The organism is Rhodococcus sp. MSC1_016, from assembly GCF_023667485.2.
Classification (GTDB): domain Bacteria; phylum Actinomycetota; class Actinomycetes; order Mycobacteriales; family Mycobacteriaceae; genus Rhodococcus_F; species Rhodococcus_F oxybenzonivorans.
Genome location: NZ_JAMOZI020000001.1, coordinates 6,047,188 through 6,070,452, shown reverse-complemented (window position 1 = coordinate 6,070,452; position 23,265 = coordinate 6,047,188). Strand labels below are relative to the sequence as shown.

Genomic DNA, 23,265 nt, shown 5'->3' with positions numbered 1-23,265 from the left:
TCTCGGCAGCTCAGCGCTGCACGGTCGTGACGCGTACCGGCAAGGACTTCCAGGAACGCAACGTGTTGTTGAGGTGGCGCCGAACCGGGCCCACGATGTCGATCGACTCCACCCGGGACGCCAGCGCTGTCAACAGCGCCTCGGATTCGAGCCTTGCCACGTGCTGACCGACACATTGATGAATGCCCATTCCGAATCCGACGTGACCGGAGGGGTTTCGGGTGAGATCGAAGGCGTCCGGGTTGTCCCATCGGCGAGGGTCCCGGTTGGCGGCGCCGAGGAACATCAGGATCTTCTTGCCGTCCGGGACGACGGTGCCCGCAATGTCGATGTCGCCAGTGGCCGTGCGGAAGAACGTCTGGACCGGTGACTCCCACCGCACCGCCTCGTCGAAAGCGGTGCGCGCCAGAGCGGCGTTCTGCCGCAGCAGCGCCCACTGGTCGGGGTGACGCGCGAACGCGTAGAGGACGGCGGCGAGCCCGTTGACCGTGGTGTCGACGCCCGCCGTCAAGAGGGAGCGAACCACGAGCGGTGCCTGCTCGTACGTGATGTCACCGCGATCGGCAGCCGCCCAGATCTGCGCTCCGAACCCGTCGTCGGCGAGTACCTCGCGGCGGCATCGGTCAGCGACCCAGGCCGACAGTTCGGCCACTCGGGGTGCACCCCGCTCCACCAAACTGTTGACGGGACCGAACGCATTGAACGCGTGGTCCCCGTAGGGCAGCAAGTTGTCGCGGCCCTCCTCTGGAAGTCCCACCGCGTCGGGAAAGACTCGGAGCGGGAACGCAGCGGCCAGATCGGTGACCGCATCGAACTCTGTGGACTCGAGTAGCCGGTCGACGAGCACTTCCGCGTCGGCGAACCACGCTGCGCGCAGTTTCTGCAGTGCGCGGGGTCCGAGAATCTTGCTCAGCACGGCCCGTGGTGCGTCGTGATGCGGGGGATCCGCTTCGAGCAGAAGGCTCGGTGGCCGCCACGGCTGCTCGTACCGGAAGTTGGTCAACCCGACACCGGCGGCAGACTGGAACGACTGCCAGTCGGTCAGTGCGGTGTGGACCTGTTCGTAGCGCCCCATCGCGAACACGTCGTACCGACTCAGGTAGACGACGGGGCCGGCATCACGCAGCTGCGCTTGAAACGGCAACGGATCTTCCAGGACACCCAGGGCGAACGGGTCGGCGTCGCTGACGGGGAGGGTGGGGGCAGGGGCGAACATCGTCACGGTAAAAGTCCTTCGCTGGTAGTCAGAGGTCGAGCACGAGGCGGTCGGAGCAGGACCGGGACACGCAGATGAACATGCAGTCGGCGGCGGACCGCTCTTCGTCATCGAGGATGGAATCGCGATGATCGGGTTCGCCCGCGAGGACGGTGGTCTCACAGGTTCCGCAGGTGCCCTCGCGGCAGGAGGACAGAACGTTGACGCCGGTTGCCTGCACGGCATCGAGCACACTGGCACCCGGTGTCACCGTGACCACCGAGCCGGAACGGGCCAGTTCCACCTCGAAGGCTTCGTCCCGAACCGGTGCGCCACGTTGCTCGGGCACGAACCGTTCCGTGCGCAACTTCCCGGCAGGCCAACCGGCGCAGAGTGATTCGGTGGCTGCGAGGAGAGACGACGGCCCGCAGACGTAGACTTTCGCATCGGTGCCGGACAGCGCGCCGATCCAGGACGGAAGGTCGAGACGACCTACCTCGTCGTGGGGTGCGACGACGACCCGCTCACCGTAGGACTCGAGTTCCGCGAGGAACGCCATCGACCCACGGGTACGTCCACCGTAGAGCAGCTGCCAGTCGATCCCCAGAAGGTCCGCCTGGTGGATCATCGGGATGAGCGGCGTGATACCGATTCCGCCGGCGATGAACAGGTACCTCGGCGCGGGAACCAGCCGGAAGTTGTTGCGGGGACCGCCGGTACCGACGAGATCACCCACTGCGAGCCGATCGTGGATGAAGGCCGACCCTCCTCGTCCGTCCTGCTCGCGCAGTACCCCCACCCGATAGGTGTAGGCGTCCCATCGGTCGCCGCACAACGAGTACTGGCGGGTCGCACCCGAGGGCAGCATGACATCGATGTGGGCGCCCGGTGCCCAGTCCGGCAACCGTCGGCCCGCCGGGTGCCGCAGCGTCAGCGCGACAACGTCTTGCGCTACGTCCTCCTTCGCGACGACTTGCAGGGTCGCGTCCACCGCGGCACTGGGGGCGATCACATTTTCCGGCATCTGGCACTCCTCGATCTGGCTGTCCGTCGAGGATCATCGACAGCCGGATATCGGCACCACACCACTTTCAATAGTTGAAAGTAAATCTGTAAGCCGGGTCACTACGGTGCGTGAACGGTGTCTGCCATCACCCGCGAGATTCCCCGTGCCGCCGCCTTGAGGGCCGGGATCTGCGCGTAGGCCATCTCGTTGGGCACGACGACCGACAGCGCGGCAAGAACCCGACCGGACGGGTCTCGGATAGGAACCGCGACCCCAGTTGTGTTGGGGTAGATGTGACCCGCACACAGGATGTAGCCATGCTTGCGCACATCGGCCAGTGCGGTTCGCAACTGGCGCTCGGTGCGGATCGTCCTGTCGGTGAAGACCTTCAACGGCTCGCGCAGAATCCGCTCCTGTAGTTCGGCCGGCCCGTGCGCGAGCAGAACCAGGCCCGACGACGACGCATGCAGGGGCATGCGACCGGCGATGCGGGTGTAGTTGACCGCGGCACCGGGCGCACTGAGTCGCTCAATGAAGAGCACTTCGTCGCCCTCGAGCACTCCCAGCTGTGTGTGTTGTCCGACCACCGAGTGAAGGTCTTCCATGAAAGGCATCGCCGCCTCCCTCAGTCCGAGAGTCGGCGATGCCCGGGATGCCACCTCCCACAGCCGCACCCCGATCCGCACACGGCGATTCTCCCGCTCGAGCCAGCCGCACCCGACCAGCTCGTCGATCAACCGCGAGGTGGTGGACAGGTGCAAGCCCGATCTGCGAGCTATCTCCGACACCGTCAGCAGGGAATCATCCGAGTGGAACGACTCCACGATCCGCACCGCCCGGGCCAGAACCGACTCACCGGTGTGCACACGCGCCATGTCACCAGTGTGCACCGAGAAGAATCCCGCGGAGGAAACTGCACCACGCACGGCAGAGCGGCGAGATAGGTTTAGTCCGCACAACCCACACGGATCGAGGGGGCCGCCGTCATGCGCAATCACCGTTCCCACTGTCTGGCCGCACTTCTGACTCTGGTGCTGTGCACCGCGTTCCTCACCGCCTGCGGCTCCACCTCCGCACCGTCCGCGCCCACCAGCGCGCAACCGTCGGTAGGGCCGCAGATCACCGTGGTCCCGGCCGACGGGGTGGCCGCGGTCAAACCGCTCGATCCGGTGTCGGTCGACACCACCGGCGGCACTCTCGAGTCGGTCACGATGACCAACGACGAGGGCCGGGTCATCGACGGCATCTTCACCCCCGACCGCGTGTCGTGGAAGCCGGGCGTACCCCTCGGCTACGGAAAGACCTACACCCTGATGATCACCGCAGTCGGCGATGACGGCGCCCGTAGCGATCGAACGAGCACTTTCACTACCGTGCGGCCCGGCAATCAGACCAAACCCTCGTTCCTGACGACCGGGGGCAACCTCCTCACCGACGGCGGCACCTTCGGCGTCGGCATCGTGATCGTCACCCATTTCGACGAGCCGATCACCGACCGCGCAGCCGCCGAACGGGCACTGAGCGTCGAAACGACGCCGCCGGTGTCGGGCTCCTGGTATTGGGCCGACGATCAGAATGTGCACTGGCGCCCGCAGAACTATTACGAACCCGGCACGAAGGTCACCGTCCGCGCGAATGTCTACGGGAAACCTCTCGGTGAGGGTCTGTTCGGTCAGGAGGACGCGACCACCTCCTTCACCATCGGGGACGCCCACATTTCCGTGGCCGACGACACCACCAAGCAGATCACCGTCACCGACAACGGCGAGGTGGTCCGCACCATGCCGACGTCGATGGGCATGGGCGGAAGTGAAGTCGTCGGCGGCCAGACCCTGACGTTCTGGACCCAGCCGGGCATCTACACCGTGATCGACAAGGCCAACCCGGTGGTGATGGATTCCTCCACCTATGGGCTCCCGGTGAACTCCCGCCTCGGGTACAAGGAGTCGATCAACTTCGCAACCCGCATCAGCACCGACGGCATCTACCTCCACGAACTCGCGGACACCATCTGGGCTCAGGGCAACACCAACGTCTCGCACGGATGCCTGAACCTCAGCCCCGAGAACGCCCGCTGGTTCTACGACTTCTCCCGCCCCGGCGACATCGTCGAGGTTCGCAACACCGGCGGCGCTCCCCTCGAGCAATGGCAGAACGGTGACTGGAGCGTGCCCTGGGATCAGTGGCTGGCGGGCAGTGCGCTGCGCTGACGCTTCGACGTGGCAGTTCGTGCAGCGCCGCCGGCTGCCGGCGCCTCCGTCGCCGTTTTCGGGCTCTCCGAAGTCGTGGTACCTGCAGTGTCGGGCTCCGCCGGCGCCTCAGTTTTTCCTTGGCCGGGCTTCAGTTGGTGCAGTAACAGGGCGGTGCCGCCGGCCGCCGCAACGAGAGGCCACTCCACCACGCCGGTCAGCGCGACCGCCCCCATCGTCATGACGGCTGCTGGAGTGGAATGGCTGCCGCGACGAGCGCCCTCGACTGCCCCCTCCCCGGCCCCCTTGACAGTGCCGACGACGCTACCGATCGCGGCGCCACCGATCGCACCGAGAGTGGCCGTCGCGGCGTCACCGGCTCCGGCAACCACCCGAACGGTGTTGTGAACGATGTTCATGACATTCACCAAGTTTCGCGACAATCCTCATGTCGCTGATCGATCCGAATAGGACTTTCCCTGAGTACCCCACTCCTGTTTCGGTGAACACGCTGACCGGCAGAAAGATCGCTCACTTCCGGGTGTCGGGCGGTGATGACTTCCCGGGAAGAGCGCCGCGGCGGATGTCGCCAGGCGCGGGGAGCGGTGCCGGGTCGCGGATGCGTTGGGCGGAGTCCAGCAACCAGGGGATGCTGGTCACCATCACACCGGGCGTGTACAGCAGTCTGCCCTTGAGGCGTAGTGCGCTCTGATTGTGCAGAAGGTTTTCCCACCAGTGCCCGACGACGTATTCGGGAATGTAAATGGTGATCACCTTCCGCGGGCTGTCGCGACGTATCGTCTTGATGTAGTTGATGATCGGGCGGGTGACTTCGCGGTAAGGGGAAGCCAGCACCTTGAGCGGCACCGGAAGGTCGTGCTTGGACCATTCCTTCTGTAGGCGGGGCGTGTCCTCGCTCTGCACGGTCACAGCCTCGATGATCGAGGGCTGAGTTGCGCGGGCGTAGGCGAGGGCGCGAGCAGCAGGTTTGTGTAGTTGCGAGATCAAGACAATGGCATGCACCTCGGACGGCAGATCGAAACTGTCCTCCTCGAGGACGAGCGCGGCCGACACACGATCGTAATGCCGGCGGATGCCCTTCATCAGAGCGAAAAGGATCGGCATCGCGATGACTACCAGGTAAGCGCCCTGGGTGAACTTCGTGACGGTGACGATGATCAGCACCAGCCCTGTGAGCACACAGCCGATTCCGTTGACGGCACGTCGCAGGTGGATCCTGTGCCGCTCGGCGCGATCCGGTGTGGTGCGCAGGAGGCGGTTCCAGTGCCGGACCATCCCGGCCTGACTGAGGGTGAAGGAAGTGAACACCCCGAGGATGTACAGCTGGATCAGGTGGGTAACCGAGGCGTCGAAGATGACGATCAGGGTGCCGGCCGCGAGCGCCAGCAGGATGATGCCGTTGCTGAACGCGAGCCGGTCGCCACGAGTATTGAGCTGGCGGGGCAGGTAGCGGTCGCGGGCCAGTATCGAGGCAAGCAGCGGAAACCCGTTGTAGGCAGTGTTCGCAGCCAGGATGAGGATGAGCACGGTGGCTGCCTGAATATAGAAGAACCCCACATTGGTGCTTCCGCCGAACACCGCGGCGGCGATCTGAGCAATCACTGTCCGCTGCGGATCGGTCGCACAATCTCCGGCGAACCCGATGAGGTCGCAGGTGTTCTCCGCGATTCGGACCCTGCTGATGATGGCCAGTGCGGTGACACCGGAGAACATCACGATCGCGGTGGCTCCCATTGCGACGAGAGTTTTCGCGGCGTTGGCGCTCTTGGGCTTGCGGAACGCAGGCACCCCGTTGGAGATCGCCTCGACCCCCGTCAACGCCGTACAGCCGGAGGAGAAGGCGCGCAGGGCGAAGAAGATCAGTGCGAGGCCGGTGAGTCCCGAGTGTTCGGCAGTGATCGTGTAGGCGGCGCTCTCCGCGACGGGCGGATTTCCGAACGCCGCCCGGATCAGCCCGGTGACGATGAGCACGACGACGCCGGCGATGAAACCGTAGGTTGGTACAGCGAACGCCTTGCCCGACTCGCGGACCCCGCGCAGATTGATCGCGGTCAGCAGGACCACGAAGCCCGCCGCCAACGCCACTCGATGCTCGTTCAGGGACGGGGCAGCGGAGATGAGGTTGTCGACCCCCGCTGCCACCGACACCGCCACCGTCATCACATAGTCGACGAGCAGGGCGCTGGCCACGGTAAGGCCGGCCGACGGTCCCAGGTTGCGGTTGGCGACCTCGTAGGATCCACCGCCGCTGGGGTAGGCGAAGACAACCTGCCGGTAGGAGAGCACAACCACCGCGAGGAGCACCACCACCGCTGCACCCAGGTACGGCGTGAGGTAAAGGTACGCAAGCCCACCGAGCGACAGGATCAGCAGAATTTCCTGGGTCGCATACGCCACGGACGACAGTGGATCGGACGCGAAGATCGGCAGCGCCAGCCGCTTGGACAGCGACTGCTCGCCGAGGCGTTCGCTGCGCAACGCACGGCCGAGGACCAGCCGCCGAGCCGCGTGTACAGCTTTGGACACTGCCGAAGCGTACGTCCTCGGCACACGGTTCCGGTGGCTCTTCTAGCCGAGTGGCTCGATCCGGAAGACGGCACACCGGGGCGCGGCGGCTTCGAACGCTTCCGGCGACGCATTCTCGACCGTTCCGGCCTTCAAGAACATCGAGACGCCGTGAGGCATTTTTGCCGGGAACTCCCGCAGGATCGGCCCCCGCTCGGACACCGGCAGGGCCACGAGCCGCACCTGCTCGCTGTGACGGCCACGAGTCAACGTTCCACGGCCTGCCACCTCCGCATTTCTTGCCCAATCCGATCGGGCATATCCGGCGACCACGTACCTCGAGCCGTCTACCTCGTAGGGTGACACCGGCGTCGACCGCGGCTTACCGCTCTTTCGCCCGGAAACGGTGAGCGTCGGCATCGGCATAGCGATCCCCAGGTGATGCAGACCGATGATCACCTTGTTGACCCAGGGCAGGTACCACGGGGGCTTCACGGTGTCGGGCGAGTGTTCCATGTCGTTCGGCCTCCACTGATGATGTACCGCGTGGGTGGAAAGAAAACTGCACGGTTTGGTACTCGCAAGTAGTGCAAGATCAATCGTAACCTGCACGGCGCAATGCAATTCCCGGCGAGGTCGTGTGCTTCACCACGATCGATAGCGAAGGAAGCTTTCATGGGCATGCGCGACACAATCAACGGTGCACTCGAAGTAACGCGCCTCGCCTTCGACGCAGCCGCTGCCGTCGCATCCGTTGTCGTTGCCATTCCCATCGCGTTCGCCATCGGCGAGGCCACCACCATGGCGCGGGCCGTCCGAGGTGACATCACCCCCGCTGCAGCCGATCGGTCGGCCGACGGCAGTACACGTCTGCACAGCGCATCGGACATCGCCCCCGCTCCACTCGTCCTCCGAGGCGACGCCTACCGCGAGAACCGACCGGCACGCGTCCTCTCCGTTCGGCGAGACAGCTGACTCGTCGCCCATTCTTCGCCCGCTACGGCGTGCAACCCTTGAGTGCCCGCAATCGACAGTGCTTGCCTTCTCTGTGAGGACGATCACTATCGAGAGGAGCTCAGGGATGAGCATCGAAGGCAAAGTCGCTCTGATCACGGGAGCAGGGCAAGGCATCGGGCGGGCAATCGCGTTGCGTTTAGCAGCGGACGGCGCCGACATCGCACTCGTCGATGTCAACGGCGACCGTCTGCACGCGGTGGCCGATGAGATTCGCGCCGTGGGGTCGAAGGCAATCTCCGTAGTTGCCGATGTGACCGACCGAAGCCAAGTCCAGTCCGCTGTCGATCAGGCCGAGCACGAGTTGGACGGCTTCGACATCATCGTCAACAATGCGGGAATCGCGCAGGTGAATCCCCTCGCAGACGTGCAGCCCGAGGAAGTGTCGCGAATTCTGGCGGTCAACGTCGAGGGCGTGGTGTGGGGTATTCAAGTCGCGGCAGCCAAGTTTCGGGCGCGGGGGCACGGCGGCAAGATCATCAACGCATCGTCGATCGCCGGTCATGAGGGCTTCGCGATGCTCGGCGTCTACTCGGCGACGAAGTTCGCGGTCCGCGGGCTGACACAGGCGGCGGCCAAGGAGTATGCGGCCGACGGCATCACCGTCAACGCGTACTGTCCCGGTGTCGTCGGTACCGACATGTGGGTCACCATCGACGAGCGGTTCGCGGCCCTCACCGGCACACCGAAGGGTGCGACGTTCGAGAAGTTCGTCGGCGGTATCGCTCTCGGCCGTGCCCAGACTCCTGAGGACGTCGCGGCCTACGTCTCCTATCTGGCGGGGCCTGATTCCGACTACATGACCGGGCAGGCGGGCCTGATCGACGGCGGGCTGGTGTACCGCTAGACCACCACCCCTGTGAGTACTTATTAACCTGCGGCGGTTAATAAGTACTCACAGGGGGGTGCGGGCTGCCACTACTGCCGGCGACACCGAATGCGGAAGCAGCCGAGTACGGTCCTCGGGTAGGCGCACGTCCAGCGTTGCGGCCTCGTCGAACCGATAGGGCTGTCCCAGAACAATTCCGGGAAAGTGACGACGCAGACGCGACATCTCGGCTCGCACCGTCATCGCACGACCGCTGTCGCCGAACAGGTCGTCGGCCAACTGCGCGGCCGTGCGGCCGTCGCGACTCCGGGTGAGGAGAAAGAGGATCTCCGCATGCCTGGGTGTCGGCTCGTGCACCCAGGAGCCGAAGGCGCTGTGCACGTGCGCGATCGGGTGTTGCGGTCGAGTGAGGTCGAGCCGCACGAGCGTCCGCGGCGTTGCCTCGCGGTCCGAGTTTCCGACCGGGCGCACCAACCACCCACCGGGAAGCGGTTCGACGTCACACGAGCCGAGGTCGGGCATCCACGCACGCCCCGGGGTCATGTCATCGGGCAACAGCAGTCGCGGACGGAACGGCGACGACTCGATCGCGGCCGTCCATCCGTCACTGTCGACTGCCAAGGCGGGACCGGTCATTCGTGACAGCATCGGCGCCGCGACAGCCCGCAGGCGGTCGAGGTGCTCCCGGTGTATCTCCCGCAGATGTGATTCGGCGAGGCGCGCGACCGCGTCGACGAGTGCGAGTGTGGCCGGGTGCACGGTGCCCACGGGACCGCTGACGTCGACGACACCGAGGACACGGCCCGTCCGGGGATCGCGAATCGGGGCTCCGGCGCAGGTCCACGCGTGATGACTGCGCACGTAATGCTCGGCCGAGAAGATCTGTACGGGTCTGCGTGAGGCGAGCGCGGTGCCGATCCCGTTGGTGCCGACGCTCTCCTCCGCCCAGGTTGCGCCCTCGACGAAGCCGAGCCGATCGGCCCGACCGAGTGCCGACGACGATCCCCTGCGCCACAACACAACCCCGTGGTGATCGGTGACGACGAGAATATTGTCGCCGCCGTCGACCACCGCGTCCAACCCGTGAACGAGGTGGTCGAGCACGTCGACGAGCCCGGACTCGCGGCGGCGCGTGTCCAGTCTCGACGGCGTGATCCGCGGGGTAGGCGGCGCCGACTCGGGGTCGATACCCAGCCCCCTCAGCCGACGCCACGAATCGTCCACCACCTCCCGGGGCCGTGCAGGGGATTTGTCTCCGGACATCGTGGCCTCGTATACGGCCGCGAGAATCCGCGCATACCCCGCCGGATCTTCTCCCGCACCGACCGCCGGTTCGGCGGTCCGGCGTCGAGAAGCGCCGCGTCGTGTGGAGGTCACCGCGACGGGTCCACGAGCACCTTCATCTTGGTGCCGGCGTGTAGGGCTTCGAAGCCATCTTCGACCACGCTGTCGAGGGCGATGGCGCTGACCCATCCCGTGGTGTCGTACTTGCCTTCCGCCATCAGGGCGATGACCGCCTCGTAGTCGGCCGACGTGTAGCACAGCGAGCCCTGGATGCGCGACTCGTTCATCACCAGATTCAACAGTGGTGTCTCGAGGGGCTTTTCGTAGATTGCGACACTGACCATGGGCTTACGGGCGCCCACGCAGGCAAGTGCGGTTTCGACGGAAGGCTGCACACCCGCGGCGTCGTAGGCGGCGTCGGCTCCGCGGCCCTCGGTGGCGTCGCGGACATAATCGGGAACGTCCACTGCCGTGGGATCGAGGGTCTTCGCGCCCAGCGCCTCGATCGCGGCGCGGCGGGTCGGTGACGGTTCGACGACGAGGACGTCGTCGAGCCCCTTGCCGCGCAACGCGAACCACAGACCGATTCCGATGGGTCCGGCGCCGAAAACCATCGCGGTGTCACCCGGACGGACGTCGCCCAGGGTCGCTGCGTGATAGGCAACGGACATCGGTTCGACGAGGGCGCCGAGCTCCAGCGACACATTGTCCGGCAGCGGGTGGACCATGTCGGCCGGCACCACCGTGTACTCGGCCATGCCGCCGTCCGACATCAGACCGTGGAATCCGATCTGCTGGCAGATGTTGTAGTTCCCGGCCGCACACGGGGCGCAGTGCCCGCAGCGGTAGATCGGTTCGATCGCGACCCGGTCGCCCACCGATGTGCCGGTGACGCCCTTGCCGACCTCCGTGACCGTGCCCGAGAACTCGTGACCGAGGACCAGCGGCATCTGCTGTCCGGTCAAGGCGTGCGGCTCGGTGGGGATGAAGATCGGCCCGGCGTAGTACTCGTGCAGGTCGGTTCCGCAGATGCCGTTGAAGCCGACCTTCACCTTTACCTGCCCCGGCCCGGCCTGGGGTTCGGGCACGTCGGCGATCTCCACCTTGTTTGGGCCGTAGTACACAGCTGCGCGCATCGTTCACTCCCGTCGTTCCGGCACCCTGCCGGTATGCACTGAGTTGTATGTGACCTGGCCCACAAGCCGGAAGGGTTGCAGCGCGTTGCAGCGGCTACTGCCCGCAACCCTGCCGCGGCCTGTGTGATCCAGCTCATAGTTGCCGCGACATTGAACGCATTTTCCGACGAAGGAGCACGACATGACGGCAACCCTGAGCCCGTCCTCGACAAGCGCGCCACCGAAGAGATCGCCGTCCTGGGCGGTGTTCGGCTTGGCCAACCTCGCCGTTGTCACGGCTGTAGCACTCGCCACCTGGTATCTGCTCGCAGATCCGCAGATCAGCCCGTGGAGTTTTTACCCGCTTCCGTTCAATGCGGCACTGTTCTGGGCGATCCTGTTCGTCGTCTTCATCGGCTTCAACTGCGAGTTCGCAGGCTTCGACCGACTGGGCCAACCGGCGCGAGGGATCGCGATCCTCGGCACGACGGCAGTGTTCGCCGTGGCGGTCACGTGGCTCCTCGCGAACGGACTCGGCCGGCTGTTCCCCGACTTCGCCGCGGACCGCGCCGACGGACTGGGGTACTTCGCCGGGGCCCTGTTCGTGCTCTTCGGCTTCGGGACGTGGGTGATGGCCGTCCTGAATTGGAAACACTGGCCGTGGACCACACTGGGACTGCGTCAACCACTGGTCGGCCGGTGCGAGATCGCCTTCATCGCCGTCCCGACGCTGGCGCTGTATCTGGTTCTCGGATTGCCCTCCGTCTCGCTGTCGGCGACGGACCCGCTGATGTCCATCGACAAAGTCCTCGGATGGTTCTATTCGATCGTCGTCTCCGTGATCCTGACGGGGCAGACGCTGGACAACTGGCCGTGGCGCATCTTCGGCGGTGAGCGCAATCCGCGAGCGGTGGCCCTTGCCTCGACGGTCGGGAACGTCGTCCTCGGAACTGCGATCTACTTCGTGATGGTTCCGCTGGTCGAGATTCTTGTCGGCAGCGTGGCCACCGCCGAACTGGGCGATGCCATCCATCAGTTCCCGGCTCAGCTCGGAGTGTGCTGGGCATTCTGGATGATTCTCTGGGCCAACGCGTTCGGCAACCGGCCCACCCGTTTCGGAGACGGCACAAATCTGCTGCTGCGGGCGGCGCTCACCTTCGGACTCGCCGTTGTCACCTTCCTCGTCTACTACCGGTTCGCCGCCGAGCACGTTCTCCACGAGCCCGTGGTCGCCGGTGACCTGCATGGCAACGCACTCGGGTTCCTCGACTGGCTGGTGCTGTGGACCCTGCTGTACGTCGTCGGGTTCCAGTCCTTCGGTCTGCGGCGGTGGGCGCCCTCCGTGGGCGGGGCGTGATTGCAACACGCTGCAACGCTGTTGCCCCCGCCCCGAACGGAGTGTGCTGTGAGTCACAACAGAGAAAAGGAGAGGTCCATGACACAGACTGTCCAGCCGCCCGCGGTCCAGACATTCTCGACGCCTCAGGAACGGGTCGACCTGTGGTTGGCTGATTTCGAAGCAGCTCTCGCTGCGCGCGACATCGAACGCGCTGCCGGCATGTTCGCGGTCGACAGCTTCTGGCGGGATCTGGTGGCATTCACCTGGAACCTCAAGACGGTCGAGGGACGCGACGGCGTCGCCGCAATGCTGCAGGCGCGACTCGACGACACCGAGCCGACGAACTTCCGCACCAGCGAGACCCCGGAAGAGGCCGACGGTGTCACCTCCGCATGGATCACGTTCGAGACCGCCACGAGCCGCGGAAAGGGCCACCTGCGGCTCAAGGGCGACGAGGCGTGGACGTTGCTCACCACCATGCAGGAACTGAAGGGACACGAGGAGCCACGCGGAACGAAGCGTGTGAAGGGCGCGGTCCACGGCGCCGGCGGAGACACTCTGAGCTGGGCCGAAAGGCGCGAGCTCGAGGAGAAGGAACTCGGCTACGCGCAGCAGCCCTACGTACTGATCATCGGCGGCGGCCAGGGCGGCATCGCGCTCGGTGCCCGCATGCGTCAGCTCGGTGTGCCTGCCATCGTGGTGGACAAGAACGAGCGCCCCGGCGACCAGTGGCGTAACCGGTACAAGTCGCTGTGCCTGCACGACCCCGTCTGGTACGACCACCTGCCCTACATGCCGTTCCCCGACAACTGGCCGGTGTTCGCCCCGAAGGACAAGATCGGCGACTGGCTCGAGATGTACACGAAGGTGATGGAGATCCCGTACTGGGCGTCCACCACCTGCACCTCCGCCACGTTCGACGAGGAGACCAAGGAATGGACCGTCGTCCTCGACCGTGCCGGTGAGGAGGTCGTGCTGCACCCGAAACAGCTGGTGCTGGCCACCGGCATGTCGGGCAAACCCAGCGTCCCGACGTTCCCGGGCCAGGACATCTTCAAGGGCGAGCAGCACCACTCGAGTCAGCACCCGGGTCCGGACGCCTACGCGGGTAAGCGCGTCGTCGTCGTGGGCTCCAACAACTCGGCCCACGACATCTGCAAGGCGCTCTACGAGAACGGCGCCGACGTCACGATGCTGCAGCGTTCGTCCACGCACATCGTGAAGTCGGAATCTCTCATGGATCTCGGCCTCGGCGACCTCTACTCGGAGCGTGCCCTCGCTGCGGGCATGACCACGGAGAAGGCCGACCTGACGTTCGCGTCGTTGCCGTACAAGATCATGCACGAGTTCCAGATCCCGATCTATCAGAAGATCGCCGAACGAGACAAGGAGTTCTACGACCGGCTCGAAAAGGCCGGATTCAAGCTCGACTTCGGTGACGACGGCTCCGGCCTGTTCATGAAGTACCTGCGCCGCGGGTCCGGATACTACATCGACGTCGGCGCCTCCGAACTCGTCGCCGACGGCAGCATCCACCTCGTCTCCGGACAGGTCGATCGACTCACCGAAACCGCCGTGGTTCTGCGCGACGGAACGGAACTGCCGGCCGACCTGGTCGTCTACGCCACCGGCTACGGTTCCATGAACGGGTGGGCCGCGGACCTCATGGGCCAGGAAGTGGCTGACAAGGTCGGCAAGTGCTGGGGCCTCGGCTCCGACACCACCAAGGACCCCGGCCCATGGGAGGGCGAGCAGCGCAACATGTGGAAGCCGACGCAGCAGGAAGCTCTGTGGTTCCACGGCGGCAATCTGCATCAGTCGCGGCATTACTCCCTGTATCTCGCCCTCCAGATCAAGGCGCGGTACGAGAAGATCCCGACACCGGTCTACGGATTGCAGGAAGTGCACCACCTCAGTTGATCCGACCCCGTGTCTGATCCGCCCCGTGTCGGGCGCCCCGCATCGGTGCGGGGCGCCCGATTTCCCGTTCTCGACCATCTACGGAGAGTTGCCCACCCGATGCTCCACGCTCTCGTCGCTTGTTTCCTCTTCCTCACCGGACGATGGCTGTCCGCGCCGATCAGAAACCCGATCACTGCACTGGCACAGGCGCGGACGGTGATGCGGTGGGTTGCTCTCACCTCGTCCAGTCCCGATCACCTGGATGGCCCCAACCTGCGGGGCTATTGGGATAACGGTTGAACTGGATCTGGCCGACCACCGCTGAGGTCCCGGACAAGGCGACGGTCCTCACCGCGCGGCAGGTATCCGAGAATGACCAGCGGCGACACCGAGTTCGCGAACACCTACGCAACCTACGAGGAACTATCGGCGGAAAGGCGGAGCTCGGCGGTGTCCGCGCCGTGCACAGCTTCGCCGCGGCGCAACTGCTGGTGTATCTGGATCCCGACCCGAAGGAGCGTGCAGCATGGGATCGCACTCCCTCGCGCGTGCACCCGCTGGTCTGGACTCGCGGCGGCTCCGGGAAGAAATCGATGGTGCTGGGGTCCACGGCGGAGCGGATTGTCGGTAAGTCCGAGGACGAGAGCAAGGAACTGCTGGGCCGGTTGCTGGAGTGGCCGACGCAGGACCGCTTCACCCTCCGGCATCGGTGGCGGGTGGGCGACCTCGTGATCTGGGACAACACCGGGATGCTGCACCGGGCCTGCCCCTATGGCGAGCAATCTGCACGCCTGATGCTCCGCACGTCGCTCGTCGGCGAGGAGGTCGTGCAATGACCGCAAAGGTGGCACTCGTGACGGGAGGTGGCTCGGGCATCGGCCGGGCCATCTCCCACCGGCTCGCCGCTGACGGCTATGCGGTGGCCGTGCTCGACCTGAACGCTGCAGCAGCCAAGACCGTCGTCGAGGAAATCCTCGACAAGGGCCATACTGCAGCCGTGTTCGGTGACGTGGACGTGTCGGACCGATCGCAGGTGGATACCGCGGTCGAGAAAGTGCGGGAAAGCCTCGGCGCACCAGCGGTTCTCGTCAACAATGCCGGCATCACCGGATTCAAGAAGTTCGGTCACATCACCGACGAGGTATGGGCGCGCACCCTCGCGATCAACCTGCCGGGACCGTTCTACGCGTGCCAGGTGGTGTACCGGGCATGACGGAGGCGGGGTGGGGAGGATCGTGAACATCTCGTCCTCCAGCGCTCAGCGTGGCCAGCAGTTCATGGCCCACTACGTGGCGTCGAAGGCCGGGCTGGTGGGCTTCACGAAATCGCTGGCACGCGAGCTGGGCCCGGAGGTAATCCGGCCGGAGGACATCGCGGCGGCGTGCTCGTTCTTGTGCACGGACGAAACCGGGTACATCACCGTGGTCGGCCCGGATCGGGGCGGCCACACCTCAATACCTGGACGGTCGTTGTCGAGGCCGAAGATCATTCCCCGGACAGGTCGGCGGAGAGGTCACGGACTTGGACGCCCTCGGGAACCTTGACTTCGGCGATCAACTCAGGGCGGTCGTCGAATTCGAGGCGGAGGGCGCGGCACATGGTCGCGTGCATGTCGTAGAGGCTGGTGATGTAGGTCAGCTCGAGAATCTCCGGATCCGTCAGGTTGCCCTGCAGCACCGCGAACACCTCGTCCGGTACCCGGCCACCGTCGTAGACGAGGCCGTCGGTGTAGGCCAGCACGCCCCGCTCGAGTGCGGAGAAGCAGTCGCTGATCTGCCAGTGCGGGACCGCCGCGATCTTCTCCTCGGGCATCCCGAGGGAGCGCATCTGCTTGCAGTGCTGAGAGAAGACAAACTGGCTTCCGCGTGCGTACCCGGCCCGGCCCTGCCCCAGTTCGCGCAGCAAGGGGTCCAAGGTGGCGTTGCGGTAGAGCGAGAACCCGCGCACTGCATGCCGGAATACATCCGGTGACTGAGCGAAGACGGTCCACCAGTCGCCGGGAGTGGCGTGGATGGTGCCGTGATCGACGGCGGGGTCTTTGTCGGGTCCGAACAGTCGGTCGTAGAAGAAGAGGATATTCTCGTCGGTGACTTCGGCGCGAGGCACTTCACGTAGGCGGGGCACTGGAGTTCCTTTCGGACGGTGAGCAGGGTCAGGATGCGGTGGGTACACGCCGGTCGGCGGCGGTCTTCGGCTCGTGGGAGACGTCGGCTTCGGTGAAGGTGCGTGTCCAACAGGCAAATTCGAGGAGCACCCCATCGGGGTCCTGGAAGTAGAAAGAGCGCACGAAGGTGCCGGGGTGCACGTGCCGGGAGACGCCGGCGCTGCTGTCGTCGTGGTTGAGCACCCGGCTGACCTTGATTCCCTCGGCCTGCATCCGGGTGTAGTACTCGTCGAACTGTTCCTGGGGCACCGCGAACGCGACGTGATTCATCGATCCCACCGCGCTGGCGAGTTCGCCCTCGTCGGGCAGTCCCTTGGGGGCGGCGAGACCGGGCGCGGCGTCGGGGGAATCGGCCAGCCAGAAGAAGGCGATGGTGTTCCCGTTTCCGCAGTCGAAGAAGAAGTGCTGCCCCAGATCGCCCGGCAGCTCGATGGTTTTGATCAGGGGCATGCCCAACACACCTGAGTAGAAATCGATGGTGCGTTGCATGTCCGAGCACACCAGCGCAAGGTGGTTGATACCACGGAGTTCGTATTTGGAGTTCGACGTGCTCATAGCGGTCCTTCCGATGTGGTGAAGTCTACGCGAGAAGCGAACAAAAATGACTTGACAGTCATGTCATCTATTGGGAGAGTTTGTCCGTGGCCAAGTCATCTGTCAATACCCCGTCCACGCCGGCAACAGCCGACACGTTGACCGCGCGTGGTCGTAAGACGCGTGACGCATTGCTCGATGCCGCGCAGAAGGTGTTCGAGACAGTCGGATTCCTCGACACCCGCGTCGAACACATCGCGCAGGAGGCGAAGGTCTCCTACGGCACCTTCTATCGATACTTCGAGTCCAAGGACGATGCATTTCGGGAGTTGAGCACCCGATTGTTCGAGGACATGCACCGCCGGGAACCGGCCGCCGCCGACCTGTCCCCGGCGGAGAAGTTGATCGCTTCCAACCGCTCGTACTACCAGGCGTATCGCCGGAACGCCCCGTTGATGGCGATCGTCGAACAGGTAGCGACGTTCAACGACGAGTTCCGCGATCTGCGTCACGAGCACCGCCGGCAGTTGATCGATCGAACCTCCCGCGCCATCGCCCGCTGGCAGCAGGACGGTCTGGTCACCGCCACCCTCGACCCGGTACTGGCCGCCCGCGCGATGGCCGCCATGGTCGACCACACCTTGTACCTGTGGTTGATTCAGGGCGACGAGGCCGACGAAGCGGCCCTGCTAGACACTCTCGATCAGATGTGTCTCGGCGCGCTCGGGCTGGCCCGCGGTTGAGTTCCGAATCGTCAGCGCTGACGCCCGTCGTCGAGCCAGTTGTCGGGGCGTGATCGAGGCTCATACGCATACCTGGCGACGGTCCGGCGGCATGGCCCGGTCACAGCGAACTGCCACTCCCCTGTTGCGACTTCCTCAAAGGCAAGCACCATGACAACGCAATCAGCTCAATCGACCGACACCGCCGAGGTTCCACAGGGTGCGCTCGACGGCCTCCGGGTCCTGGAATTGGGCACCTTGATCGCCGGCCCCTATTGTGGTCGCCTCCTCGGCGACATGGGGGCCGACGTCATCAAGATCGAGGCCCCGGATCGTCCTGACCCACTGCGGGACTGGGGGCAAGCCGAGGGTGGGCACCAGTACTTCTGGACCGTGCACGCCCGCAACAAGCGGTGTGTAAATCTCGACCTGCGAACCGACGCCGGCCGGCAAGTCTTCCTCGACCTCGTCGCCACCGCCGACGTCGTCGTCGAGAGCTTCCGGCCCGGAACCCTCGAGCGGTGGGGCGTCGGCTACGACGTCCTCCGGACGATTTCCCCAAAGCTGGTGTTGGCTCGGGTCTCCGGATACGGCCAGACCGGGCCGTACGCCAACCGTCCCGGGTACGCCTCGGTCGCCGAAGGCATCAGCGGATTGCGTCACCTCAACGGGTTCCCCGGACAGGCGCCGCCCCGGATCGCTCTCTCCCTCGGCGACAGCCTCGCCGGGATGTTCGCCTTCCAGGGTGTCCTCGCGGCACTGATCGCGCGCGAGCGGACCGGGCGGGGACAGATCGTCGACGCCGCGCTCACCGAGGCAGCCCTAGCCATCCAGGAATCCACCGTTCCGGACTACCACAAGACCGGGCATGTCCGGCAACCCTCCGGCACCCGCCTCGATCGCGTGGCACCGTCCAATCTGTATCGAACGCAGGACGGACTGTGGGTGATCATCGCGGCCAATCAGGACACCCTGTTCGCCCGCCTGGCTGCCGCGATGGGTCGGCCGGAGCTGGCCACCGACGCCCGCTACGCCACCCACACCGCACGCGGTGACCACCAGGACGAACTCGACGCGCTCATCGCCGAATGGGCGGCCGGCTTCCCCGCCGCCGACCTGATCGAACTGTTGACCAAGTTCGAGGTGGTCACCGGACCGGTCAACACCGTCGCCGAGGTACTGGCCGACCCGCAGTTCAACGCCCGCGAAATCTTCGTCGACCACGTCGACCCGTCCGTCGGGCCCGGAGACGAAGAATTCGACCCCGAACCGGTGAAGGGAGTCGGGGTGATCCCGAAACTCAGCGAGACCGCGGGCGGGGTCCGCTGGGGCGGGCCCAGCCGGCCCGGAACCCACACCGACGAGGTGCTGACCGAACTCCTCGGCTACAACGCCGAACAGCTCGCCGCACTGCACGAACAGGGCACGATCTCATGACCGAGACCCCACCGAGGGTCGACATCCGCGAAGTCGGACCCCGCGACGGACTGCAGATCGAGAGACCGATACCCACCGAAGCCAAGCTCGAGCTGATCGACGCACTCGCCGCGACCGGCGTCGGGCGCATCGAGGTCACGTCCTTCGTCTCCCCGCAGGCGATCCCGGCGCTGGCCGACGCCGAGGCCGTCGCCGCCCACCTCGACCGCTGGCCGCACGTGAGGTTCTCGGCGCTGGTCGCCGGACTCGGCGGGGTCCGTCGGGCACTCGCGGCCGGACTCACCGGCCTCGAGTACGTCGTGTCCGCCTCCGACGGGCACAGCCGGGCCAACGTCGGCCGCAGCAGCGAGGAGTCGATCGCACTGATCGAACCCGTCGCCGAACTGGTCCACCAGGCCGGCGGCCACCTCGAGGTGATCATCGCCATCGCCTTCGATTGCCCCTTCGACGGCCCGACCCCACCGGGTCGGGTGGCCGAGATTGCTCGGCGCGCAGCATTTTCCGGGGCCGATTCGCTGTCGGTTGCCGACACCATCGGCACCGCGACACCGGTGCGCACGACCGACGTGCTCACCCGGGTCCGCAACGCCGCCCCCGAGATGGACCTCGGCCTGCACCTGCACAACACCCGCGGTCAGGGCCTCGCTAACGCCTGGGCGGCATACACCCTGGGCATCCGCCACTTCGACGCCTCCGTCGGTGGCCTCGGGGGCTGCCCCTTCGCGCCGGGTGCCAGCGGCAACATCGCCACCGAGGAACTGGCCTACATGTTCGACGACGGCGGCATCACCACCGGCATCGACCTCGACAAGACCCTCGCGGCCGCCCGACTGGCCGAGCGTCTGCTCCACAAATCCCTCGGCAGCGGACTCCTCCGGGCCGGAGGCCGGCCGGTACCGGCCGGCGCTGTTGCAAGTGACAACCTCGCTGCCGCCACCGGAACGGATGAACCGCTTCGCCGACGCTCGGCGGCAGCACCGCACGGAAGAGACGGAACTTCATGAATGCCTTGGCCGATCGCTTCTTCGCCGCCGTCAGTGACGGCGACGAGACGACACTGACCGAACTGTATGCACCTGACGCGCGGATCTGGCACAACGACGACGGACGCGAGCAGACGGTCACCGAGAACCTGCGCGTGCTGCGCTGGCTCTCACGCACCGTCGAAAACCTTCGCTACGAGGACATCCGCCGCCACGAGTTGCCGGACGGCTTCGCCCAGCAGCACGTCTTGTGCGCCACCCTGCCCGGCCACGGACCGCTGGAGGTGCCGGCGAGCCTGTTCGTCCACGTCGCCGACGGCCGGATCACCCGAATCGACGAATACGTCGACTCCGCCGCCACGCGGCCCCTCCGTGCACTGGCCGCCCACTCACGAGAGCACTGACATGACCGACACCCGTTCCGCCGTCCCGATCGCCGAACTGTGCGCGCGCATGCGCTCGTTCATCGACGACGTCGTCATCCCCGCCGAACCCGTCCTGGCGAACGAGGACGACGCCGCGCACGAGACGCTCGCGCAATTGCGTGACCGCGCCAAGGAACTCGGCCTGTGGGCGCTCGGGCACCCCGCCGAACTCGGCGGTGGTGGCGTCCCGTTCCTGGACTTCGTGTACCTCAACGAGATCATCGGGCGCTCCGAATTCGGTCAGCTGGCCGCCGGTTCGGTGTCCATGCAGGACACGCTGATGCTGCATAAATACGGCACCCCCGAGCAGAAGCAGCGGTGGATCCCCCCGATGGTGGCCGGCGAACTTCTGCCGTCTGTCGCGCTGACCGAGCCGGAAGTAGCCGGCTCGGATCCCACGCTCATCGAAACCAGCGCCGAGCTGGACGGCGACAGCTGGGTAATCAACGGACACAAATGGTTCACCACCGGGGTGCGGGACGCAGGCTACTGTTCGGTCTTCGCGCGCACCGAACCCGACACCACCTTGCGGCACGAGCGCATCAGCGCGATCATCGTGCCGACCGACACCCCCGGATTCGAGATCGTCCGCTCGATCCCCACGATGGGGCACAACCCGAGCGACCACTACGAGGTCCGGCTCACCGACGTCCGCGTTCCGGCCGCCAACCTCCTCGGCGAGCGCGGCAAGGGCTTCGCCGTGGCCCAGGACCGACTCGGCCCCGGTCGGATCTTCCACTGCATGCGGTGGCTCGGGCAGGCCCAGCGCGCCTACGAGCTGATGTGCGCTCGCGCGAACACGCGGTACGCCCACGGCTCGGTACTCGCCGAGAAGGGCGAAGTGCACCGCTACATCGCAGAATCCGCCGCCCAGATCCACGCCGCCCGGCTGATGACGCTTGACGCCGCCCGCGCGATGGACGCCGGGGAGGATGCCCGGGTGCGCATCGGGTTGGTGAAATTCTGGGGTGCCCGCATGCTGCACGACGTCGTCGACCGCGCCATCCAGATCCACGGCGCCCTCGGCCTGACCGCCGACACCCCGCTCGAGCGGATGTACCGGCAGGCGCGGTACGCACGGATCTACGACGGTCCCGACGAAGTGCACCGCATGTCCACCGCCCGCCGGTTGCTGCGCGATCCGGAGGTCGCGCCATGGCGATGACCGACGCTCCCGCAACGACGCTCGCGGACGGTATCGGCTCCGTTCTGACTGCCGCCTATGGAACGGGGACCACCGTCGGGGAACCCCGGCAGCTGACCGGCGGTGCCAGCCGGCAGGTGTGGTTGGTCGACGCCGAGAGCCCGGACGGGCATCCTCTACCGGTGGTGCTGCGCCGCGACCCTCCCGGACACGGTGACGCCGCCCGGATGCGCGCGGAAGTGGCGTGTCTGCGGGCCACCGCCTCCGCGGGCGTGCCGGTGCCCACCGTCCTCGCCTCGGGTGACACCGCGCCCGGCATCGACGCGCCCTACCTTCTGATGAACAAGGTCGAGGGCGAGTCGTTTCCCCGGACACTGCAGCGGGACCCGGCGTTCGCGGAGGTGCGTGGCCACCTCGCCGAGAACCTGGGCTACGTGCTCGGGCTGATCCACCGCACTCCCCTCGATTCACTCGGCATGCTCGACGCCACCGACCCCGTGGACGCGATCGAGGTGATCTACCGCCGCCTGAACGATCCCCGGCCGGCGGTCGAGGCGGGCCTGCGGTGGTTACGCGACCACCGCCCGACCGATCGCCCGCATGCTCTGGTACACGGCGATTTCCGGATAGGAAATCTCCTCGTCGACGGTACCGGCATCCGCGGGGTGCTCGACTGGGAACTCGCCCACCTCGGCAACCCCGTCGAGGACCTCGGCTGGTTGTGTGTACGGGCCTGGCGGTTCGGTGCGCCCGCACCGGTCGCCGGCATCGGCACCCGCGAACAACTCCTCGACGGCTACGGGAAGGCCACCGGAACCCGCCCCTCGGTGGCCGAACTGCACTGGTGGGAAGCCTTCGGAACGCTGAGATGGTTGGTACTGAGCAGGTTTCAGGCCGAACGTCACCTCGGCGGGGCGGAGCCGTCCCTGGAGTTGGCGGCAATCGGACGCCGAGTCTGCGAATCCGAGTACGACCTGCTCGACGTCCTAGGCCTGCTCGGCGACTCCGTGCCTACTCCGCCGCGCACCCCGCCCGGGACCACCGTGCACGGGCGACCGAGTGTCACCGAGATCCTCGATCTGGTCACCGACACGCTGGCCACCGACATCGGTCCGGTGTTGGAGGGCACGCACGAGCGGCAGCGGTATCTTCTGCGGATCTGTGTCAACCTGCTGCGCACCGCGGGACGGGAACTCGACGCCGGGAACGGCATCGACTCCGTTCTCGGTGACGCCCTCGGTGCACTCGGATGCGCCTCCGAGGCCGAGCTCGCCACCCGGATCCGCACGGGGGCAGTGGACTATTCGGACGACGGGGTGTGCCGGGCGATGTCGATCGCGGTGCTGGCCCGTCTGCGTGTAGCCAACCCCCGGCACCTGAACCGCTAGAACGCGAACACCAAGCGGTGCCCGGCGGATCCGTCCGCCGGGCACCGCCTGTTTTCCGGAGCCGATGTC

24 protein-coding genes are annotated in these 23,265 nt (G+C 66.1%); 14 read left to right on the top strand and 10 right to left on the bottom strand.

Going from position 1 to position 23,265, the window contains the following annotated elements; all coding sequences use genetic code 11:
• Positions 1–10 precede the first annotated feature (10 nt).
• The 3 genes from L1080_RS28460 to L1080_RS28450 all read right to left on the bottom strand — a co-directional run bounded on the left by L1080_RS28460 (position 11) and on the right by L1080_RS28450 (position 3,076).
• Positions 11–1,216 carry a cytochrome P450 gene (locus tag L1080_RS28460; RefSeq protein ID WP_250767863.1) on the bottom strand — a complete coding sequence of 402 codons (1,206 nt, stop codon included), beginning with the start codon at positions 1,214–1,216 and terminating at the stop codon, positions 11–13.
• 28 nt (positions 1,217–1,244) lie between these two features.
• Positions 1,245–2,219, bottom strand: a complete 975-nt coding sequence (locus tag L1080_RS28455) for a PDR/VanB family oxidoreductase (protein ID WP_250767295.1) — start codon at positions 2,217–2,219, stop codon at positions 1,245–1,247.
• Positions 2,220–2,320: 101 nt separating this feature from the next.
• The gene (locus L1080_RS28450) at positions 2,321–3,076 is read right to left on the bottom strand and encodes an IclR family transcriptional regulator (RefSeq protein ID WP_250767292.1); all 756 of its coding nucleotides are present in this window, start codon (positions 3,074–3,076) and stop codon (positions 2,321–2,323) included.
• A 111-nt stretch (positions 3,077–3,187) separates the two neighbouring features.
• Between L1080_RS28450 and L1080_RS28445 the strand changes: the two genes are divergently transcribed.
• The gene (locus tag L1080_RS28445; protein WP_250767289.1) at positions 3,188–4,411 is read left to right on the top strand and encodes a L,D-transpeptidase; all 1,224 of its coding nucleotides are present in this window, start codon (positions 3,188–3,190) and stop codon (positions 4,409–4,411) included.
• Here the strand turns inward: L1080_RS28445 and L1080_RS28440 are convergent.
• From L1080_RS28440 to L1080_RS28430, 3 genes are all read right to left on the bottom strand, one after another.
• Positions 4,381–4,809, bottom strand: a complete 429-nt coding sequence (locus tag L1080_RS28440; protein WP_250767285.1) for a hypothetical protein — start codon at positions 4,807–4,809, stop codon at positions 4,381–4,383. The two genes, L1080_RS28445 and L1080_RS28440, sit on opposite strands and share 31 nt — an antisense overlap.
• Positions 4,810–4,921: 112 nt before the next feature.
• Positions 4,922–6,937 carry an APC family permease gene (locus L1080_RS28435; protein WP_250767282.1) on the bottom strand — a complete coding sequence of 672 codons (2,016 nt, stop codon included), beginning with the start codon at positions 6,935–6,937 and terminating at the stop codon, positions 4,922–4,924.
• Positions 6,938–6,979: 42 nt separating this feature from the next.
• On the bottom strand, positions 6,980–7,432 hold the full coding sequence (locus L1080_RS28430) for a nitroreductase family deazaflavin-dependent oxidoreductase (protein WP_250767278.1): 453 nt from the start codon (positions 7,430–7,432) through the stop codon (positions 6,980–6,982).
• Positions 7,433–7,591: 159 nt separating this feature from the next.
• Between L1080_RS28430 and L1080_RS28425 the strand changes: the two genes are divergently transcribed.
• On the top strand, positions 7,592–7,891 hold the full coding sequence (locus tag L1080_RS28425; protein ID WP_159923092.1) for a hypothetical protein: 300 nt from the start codon (positions 7,592–7,594) through the stop codon (positions 7,889–7,891).
• A 106-nt stretch (positions 7,892–7,997) separates the two neighbouring features.
• Positions 7,998–8,777, top strand: coding sequence for an acetoin reductase (locus tag L1080_RS28420; RefSeq protein ID WP_159923090.1), 780 nt, complete (start codon positions 7,998–8,000; stop codon positions 8,775–8,777).
• A gap of 48 nt (positions 8,778–8,825) precedes the next feature.
• Here the strand turns inward: L1080_RS28420 and L1080_RS28415 are convergent, their stop codons facing one another.
• Positions 8,826–10,136, bottom strand: a complete 1,311-nt coding sequence (locus tag L1080_RS28415; protein ID WP_250767274.1) for a GAF domain-containing protein — start codon at positions 10,134–10,136, stop codon at positions 8,826–8,828.
• On the bottom strand, positions 10,133–11,179 hold the full coding sequence (locus tag L1080_RS28410; RefSeq protein WP_250767271.1) for a 2,3-butanediol dehydrogenase: 1,047 nt from the start codon (positions 11,177–11,179) through the stop codon (positions 10,133–10,135). The genes L1080_RS28415 and L1080_RS28410 overlap by 4 nt, the downstream gene beginning before the upstream one ends.
• Before the next feature lie 181 nt (positions 11,180–11,360).
• Here L1080_RS28410 and L1080_RS28405 point away from each other — a divergent pair, with 181 nt between their 5' ends.
• From L1080_RS28405 to L1080_RS28385, 5 genes are all read left to right on the top strand, one after another.
• Positions 11,361–12,515, top strand: coding sequence for a hypothetical protein (locus tag L1080_RS28405; RefSeq protein WP_250767269.1), 1,155 nt, complete (start codon positions 11,361–11,363; stop codon positions 12,513–12,515).
• A gap of 78 nt (positions 12,516–12,593) precedes the next feature.
• Positions 12,594–14,417, top strand: a complete 1,824-nt coding sequence (locus L1080_RS28400) for an NAD(P)/FAD-dependent oxidoreductase (protein WP_250767266.1) — start codon at positions 12,594–12,596, stop codon at positions 14,415–14,417.
• A gap of 278 nt (positions 14,418–14,695) precedes the next feature.
• Entirely contained in the window at positions 14,696–15,235 is a 540-nt protein-coding gene (locus L1080_RS28395; protein ID WP_250767263.1) for a TauD/TfdA dioxygenase family protein, read from the top strand.
• The gene (locus tag L1080_RS28390; RefSeq protein WP_308202107.1) at positions 15,232–15,612 is read left to right on the top strand and encodes an SDR family NAD(P)-dependent oxidoreductase; all 381 of its coding nucleotides are present in this window, start codon (positions 15,232–15,234) and stop codon (positions 15,610–15,612) included. Before L1080_RS28395 ends, L1080_RS28390 begins: the two co-directional genes overlap by 4 nt.
• The gene (locus tag L1080_RS28385) at positions 15,494–15,943 is read left to right on the top strand and encodes an SDR family NAD(P)-dependent oxidoreductase (protein WP_308202106.1); all 450 of its coding nucleotides are present in this window, start codon (positions 15,494–15,496) and stop codon (positions 15,941–15,943) included. The genes L1080_RS28390 and L1080_RS28385 overlap by 119 nt, the downstream gene beginning before the upstream one ends.
• Here the strand turns inward: L1080_RS28385 and L1080_RS28380 are convergent.
• Complete coding sequence (locus tag L1080_RS28380) at positions 15,885–16,523, bottom strand: carboxymuconolactone decarboxylase family protein (protein ID WP_250767260.1); 639 nt, start codon at positions 16,521–16,523, stop codon at positions 15,885–15,887. The genes L1080_RS28385 and L1080_RS28380 overlap by 59 nt on opposite strands.
• Positions 16,524–16,551: 28 nt before the next feature.
• On the bottom strand, positions 16,552–17,118 hold the full coding sequence (locus L1080_RS28375) for a VOC family protein (RefSeq protein WP_250767257.1): 567 nt from the start codon (positions 17,116–17,118) through the stop codon (positions 16,552–16,554).
• A gap of 86 nt (positions 17,119–17,204) precedes the next feature.
• Between L1080_RS28375 and L1080_RS28370 the strand changes: the two genes are divergently transcribed.
• The 6 genes from L1080_RS28370 to L1080_RS28345 all read left to right on the top strand — a co-directional run bounded on the left by L1080_RS28370 (position 17,205) and on the right by L1080_RS28345 (position 23,196).
• Entirely contained in the window at positions 17,205–17,840 is a 636-nt protein-coding gene (locus L1080_RS28370; RefSeq protein ID WP_250767254.1) for a TetR/AcrR family transcriptional regulator, read from the top strand.
• Between the two features lie 150 nt (positions 17,841–17,990).
• The gene (locus tag L1080_RS28365) at positions 17,991–19,256 is read left to right on the top strand and encodes a CaiB/BaiF CoA transferase family protein (protein ID WP_250767251.1); all 1,266 of its coding nucleotides are present in this window, start codon (positions 17,991–17,993) and stop codon (positions 19,254–19,256) included.
• The gene (locus L1080_RS28360; RefSeq protein ID WP_250767248.1) at positions 19,253–20,260 is read left to right on the top strand and encodes a hydroxymethylglutaryl-CoA lyase; all 1,008 of its coding nucleotides are present in this window, start codon (positions 19,253–19,255) and stop codon (positions 20,258–20,260) included. The genes L1080_RS28365 and L1080_RS28360 overlap by 4 nt, the downstream gene beginning before the upstream one ends.
• Positions 20,257–20,643, top strand: a complete 387-nt coding sequence (locus L1080_RS28355) for a nuclear transport factor 2 family protein (protein ID WP_250767245.1) — start codon at positions 20,257–20,259, stop codon at positions 20,641–20,643. The genes L1080_RS28360 and L1080_RS28355 overlap by 4 nt, the downstream gene beginning before the upstream one ends.
• A gap of 1 nt (position 20,644) precedes the next feature.
• The gene (locus L1080_RS28350; RefSeq protein ID WP_250767242.1) at positions 20,645–21,829 is read left to right on the top strand and encodes an acyl-CoA dehydrogenase family protein; all 1,185 of its coding nucleotides are present in this window, start codon (positions 20,645–20,647) and stop codon (positions 21,827–21,829) included.
• Positions 21,820–23,196, top strand: coding sequence for a phosphotransferase family protein (locus L1080_RS28345; RefSeq protein ID WP_250767240.1), 1,377 nt, complete (start codon positions 21,820–21,822; stop codon positions 23,194–23,196). Before L1080_RS28350 ends, L1080_RS28345 begins: the two co-directional genes overlap by 10 nt.
• Positions 23,197–23,265 lie beyond the last annotated feature (69 nt).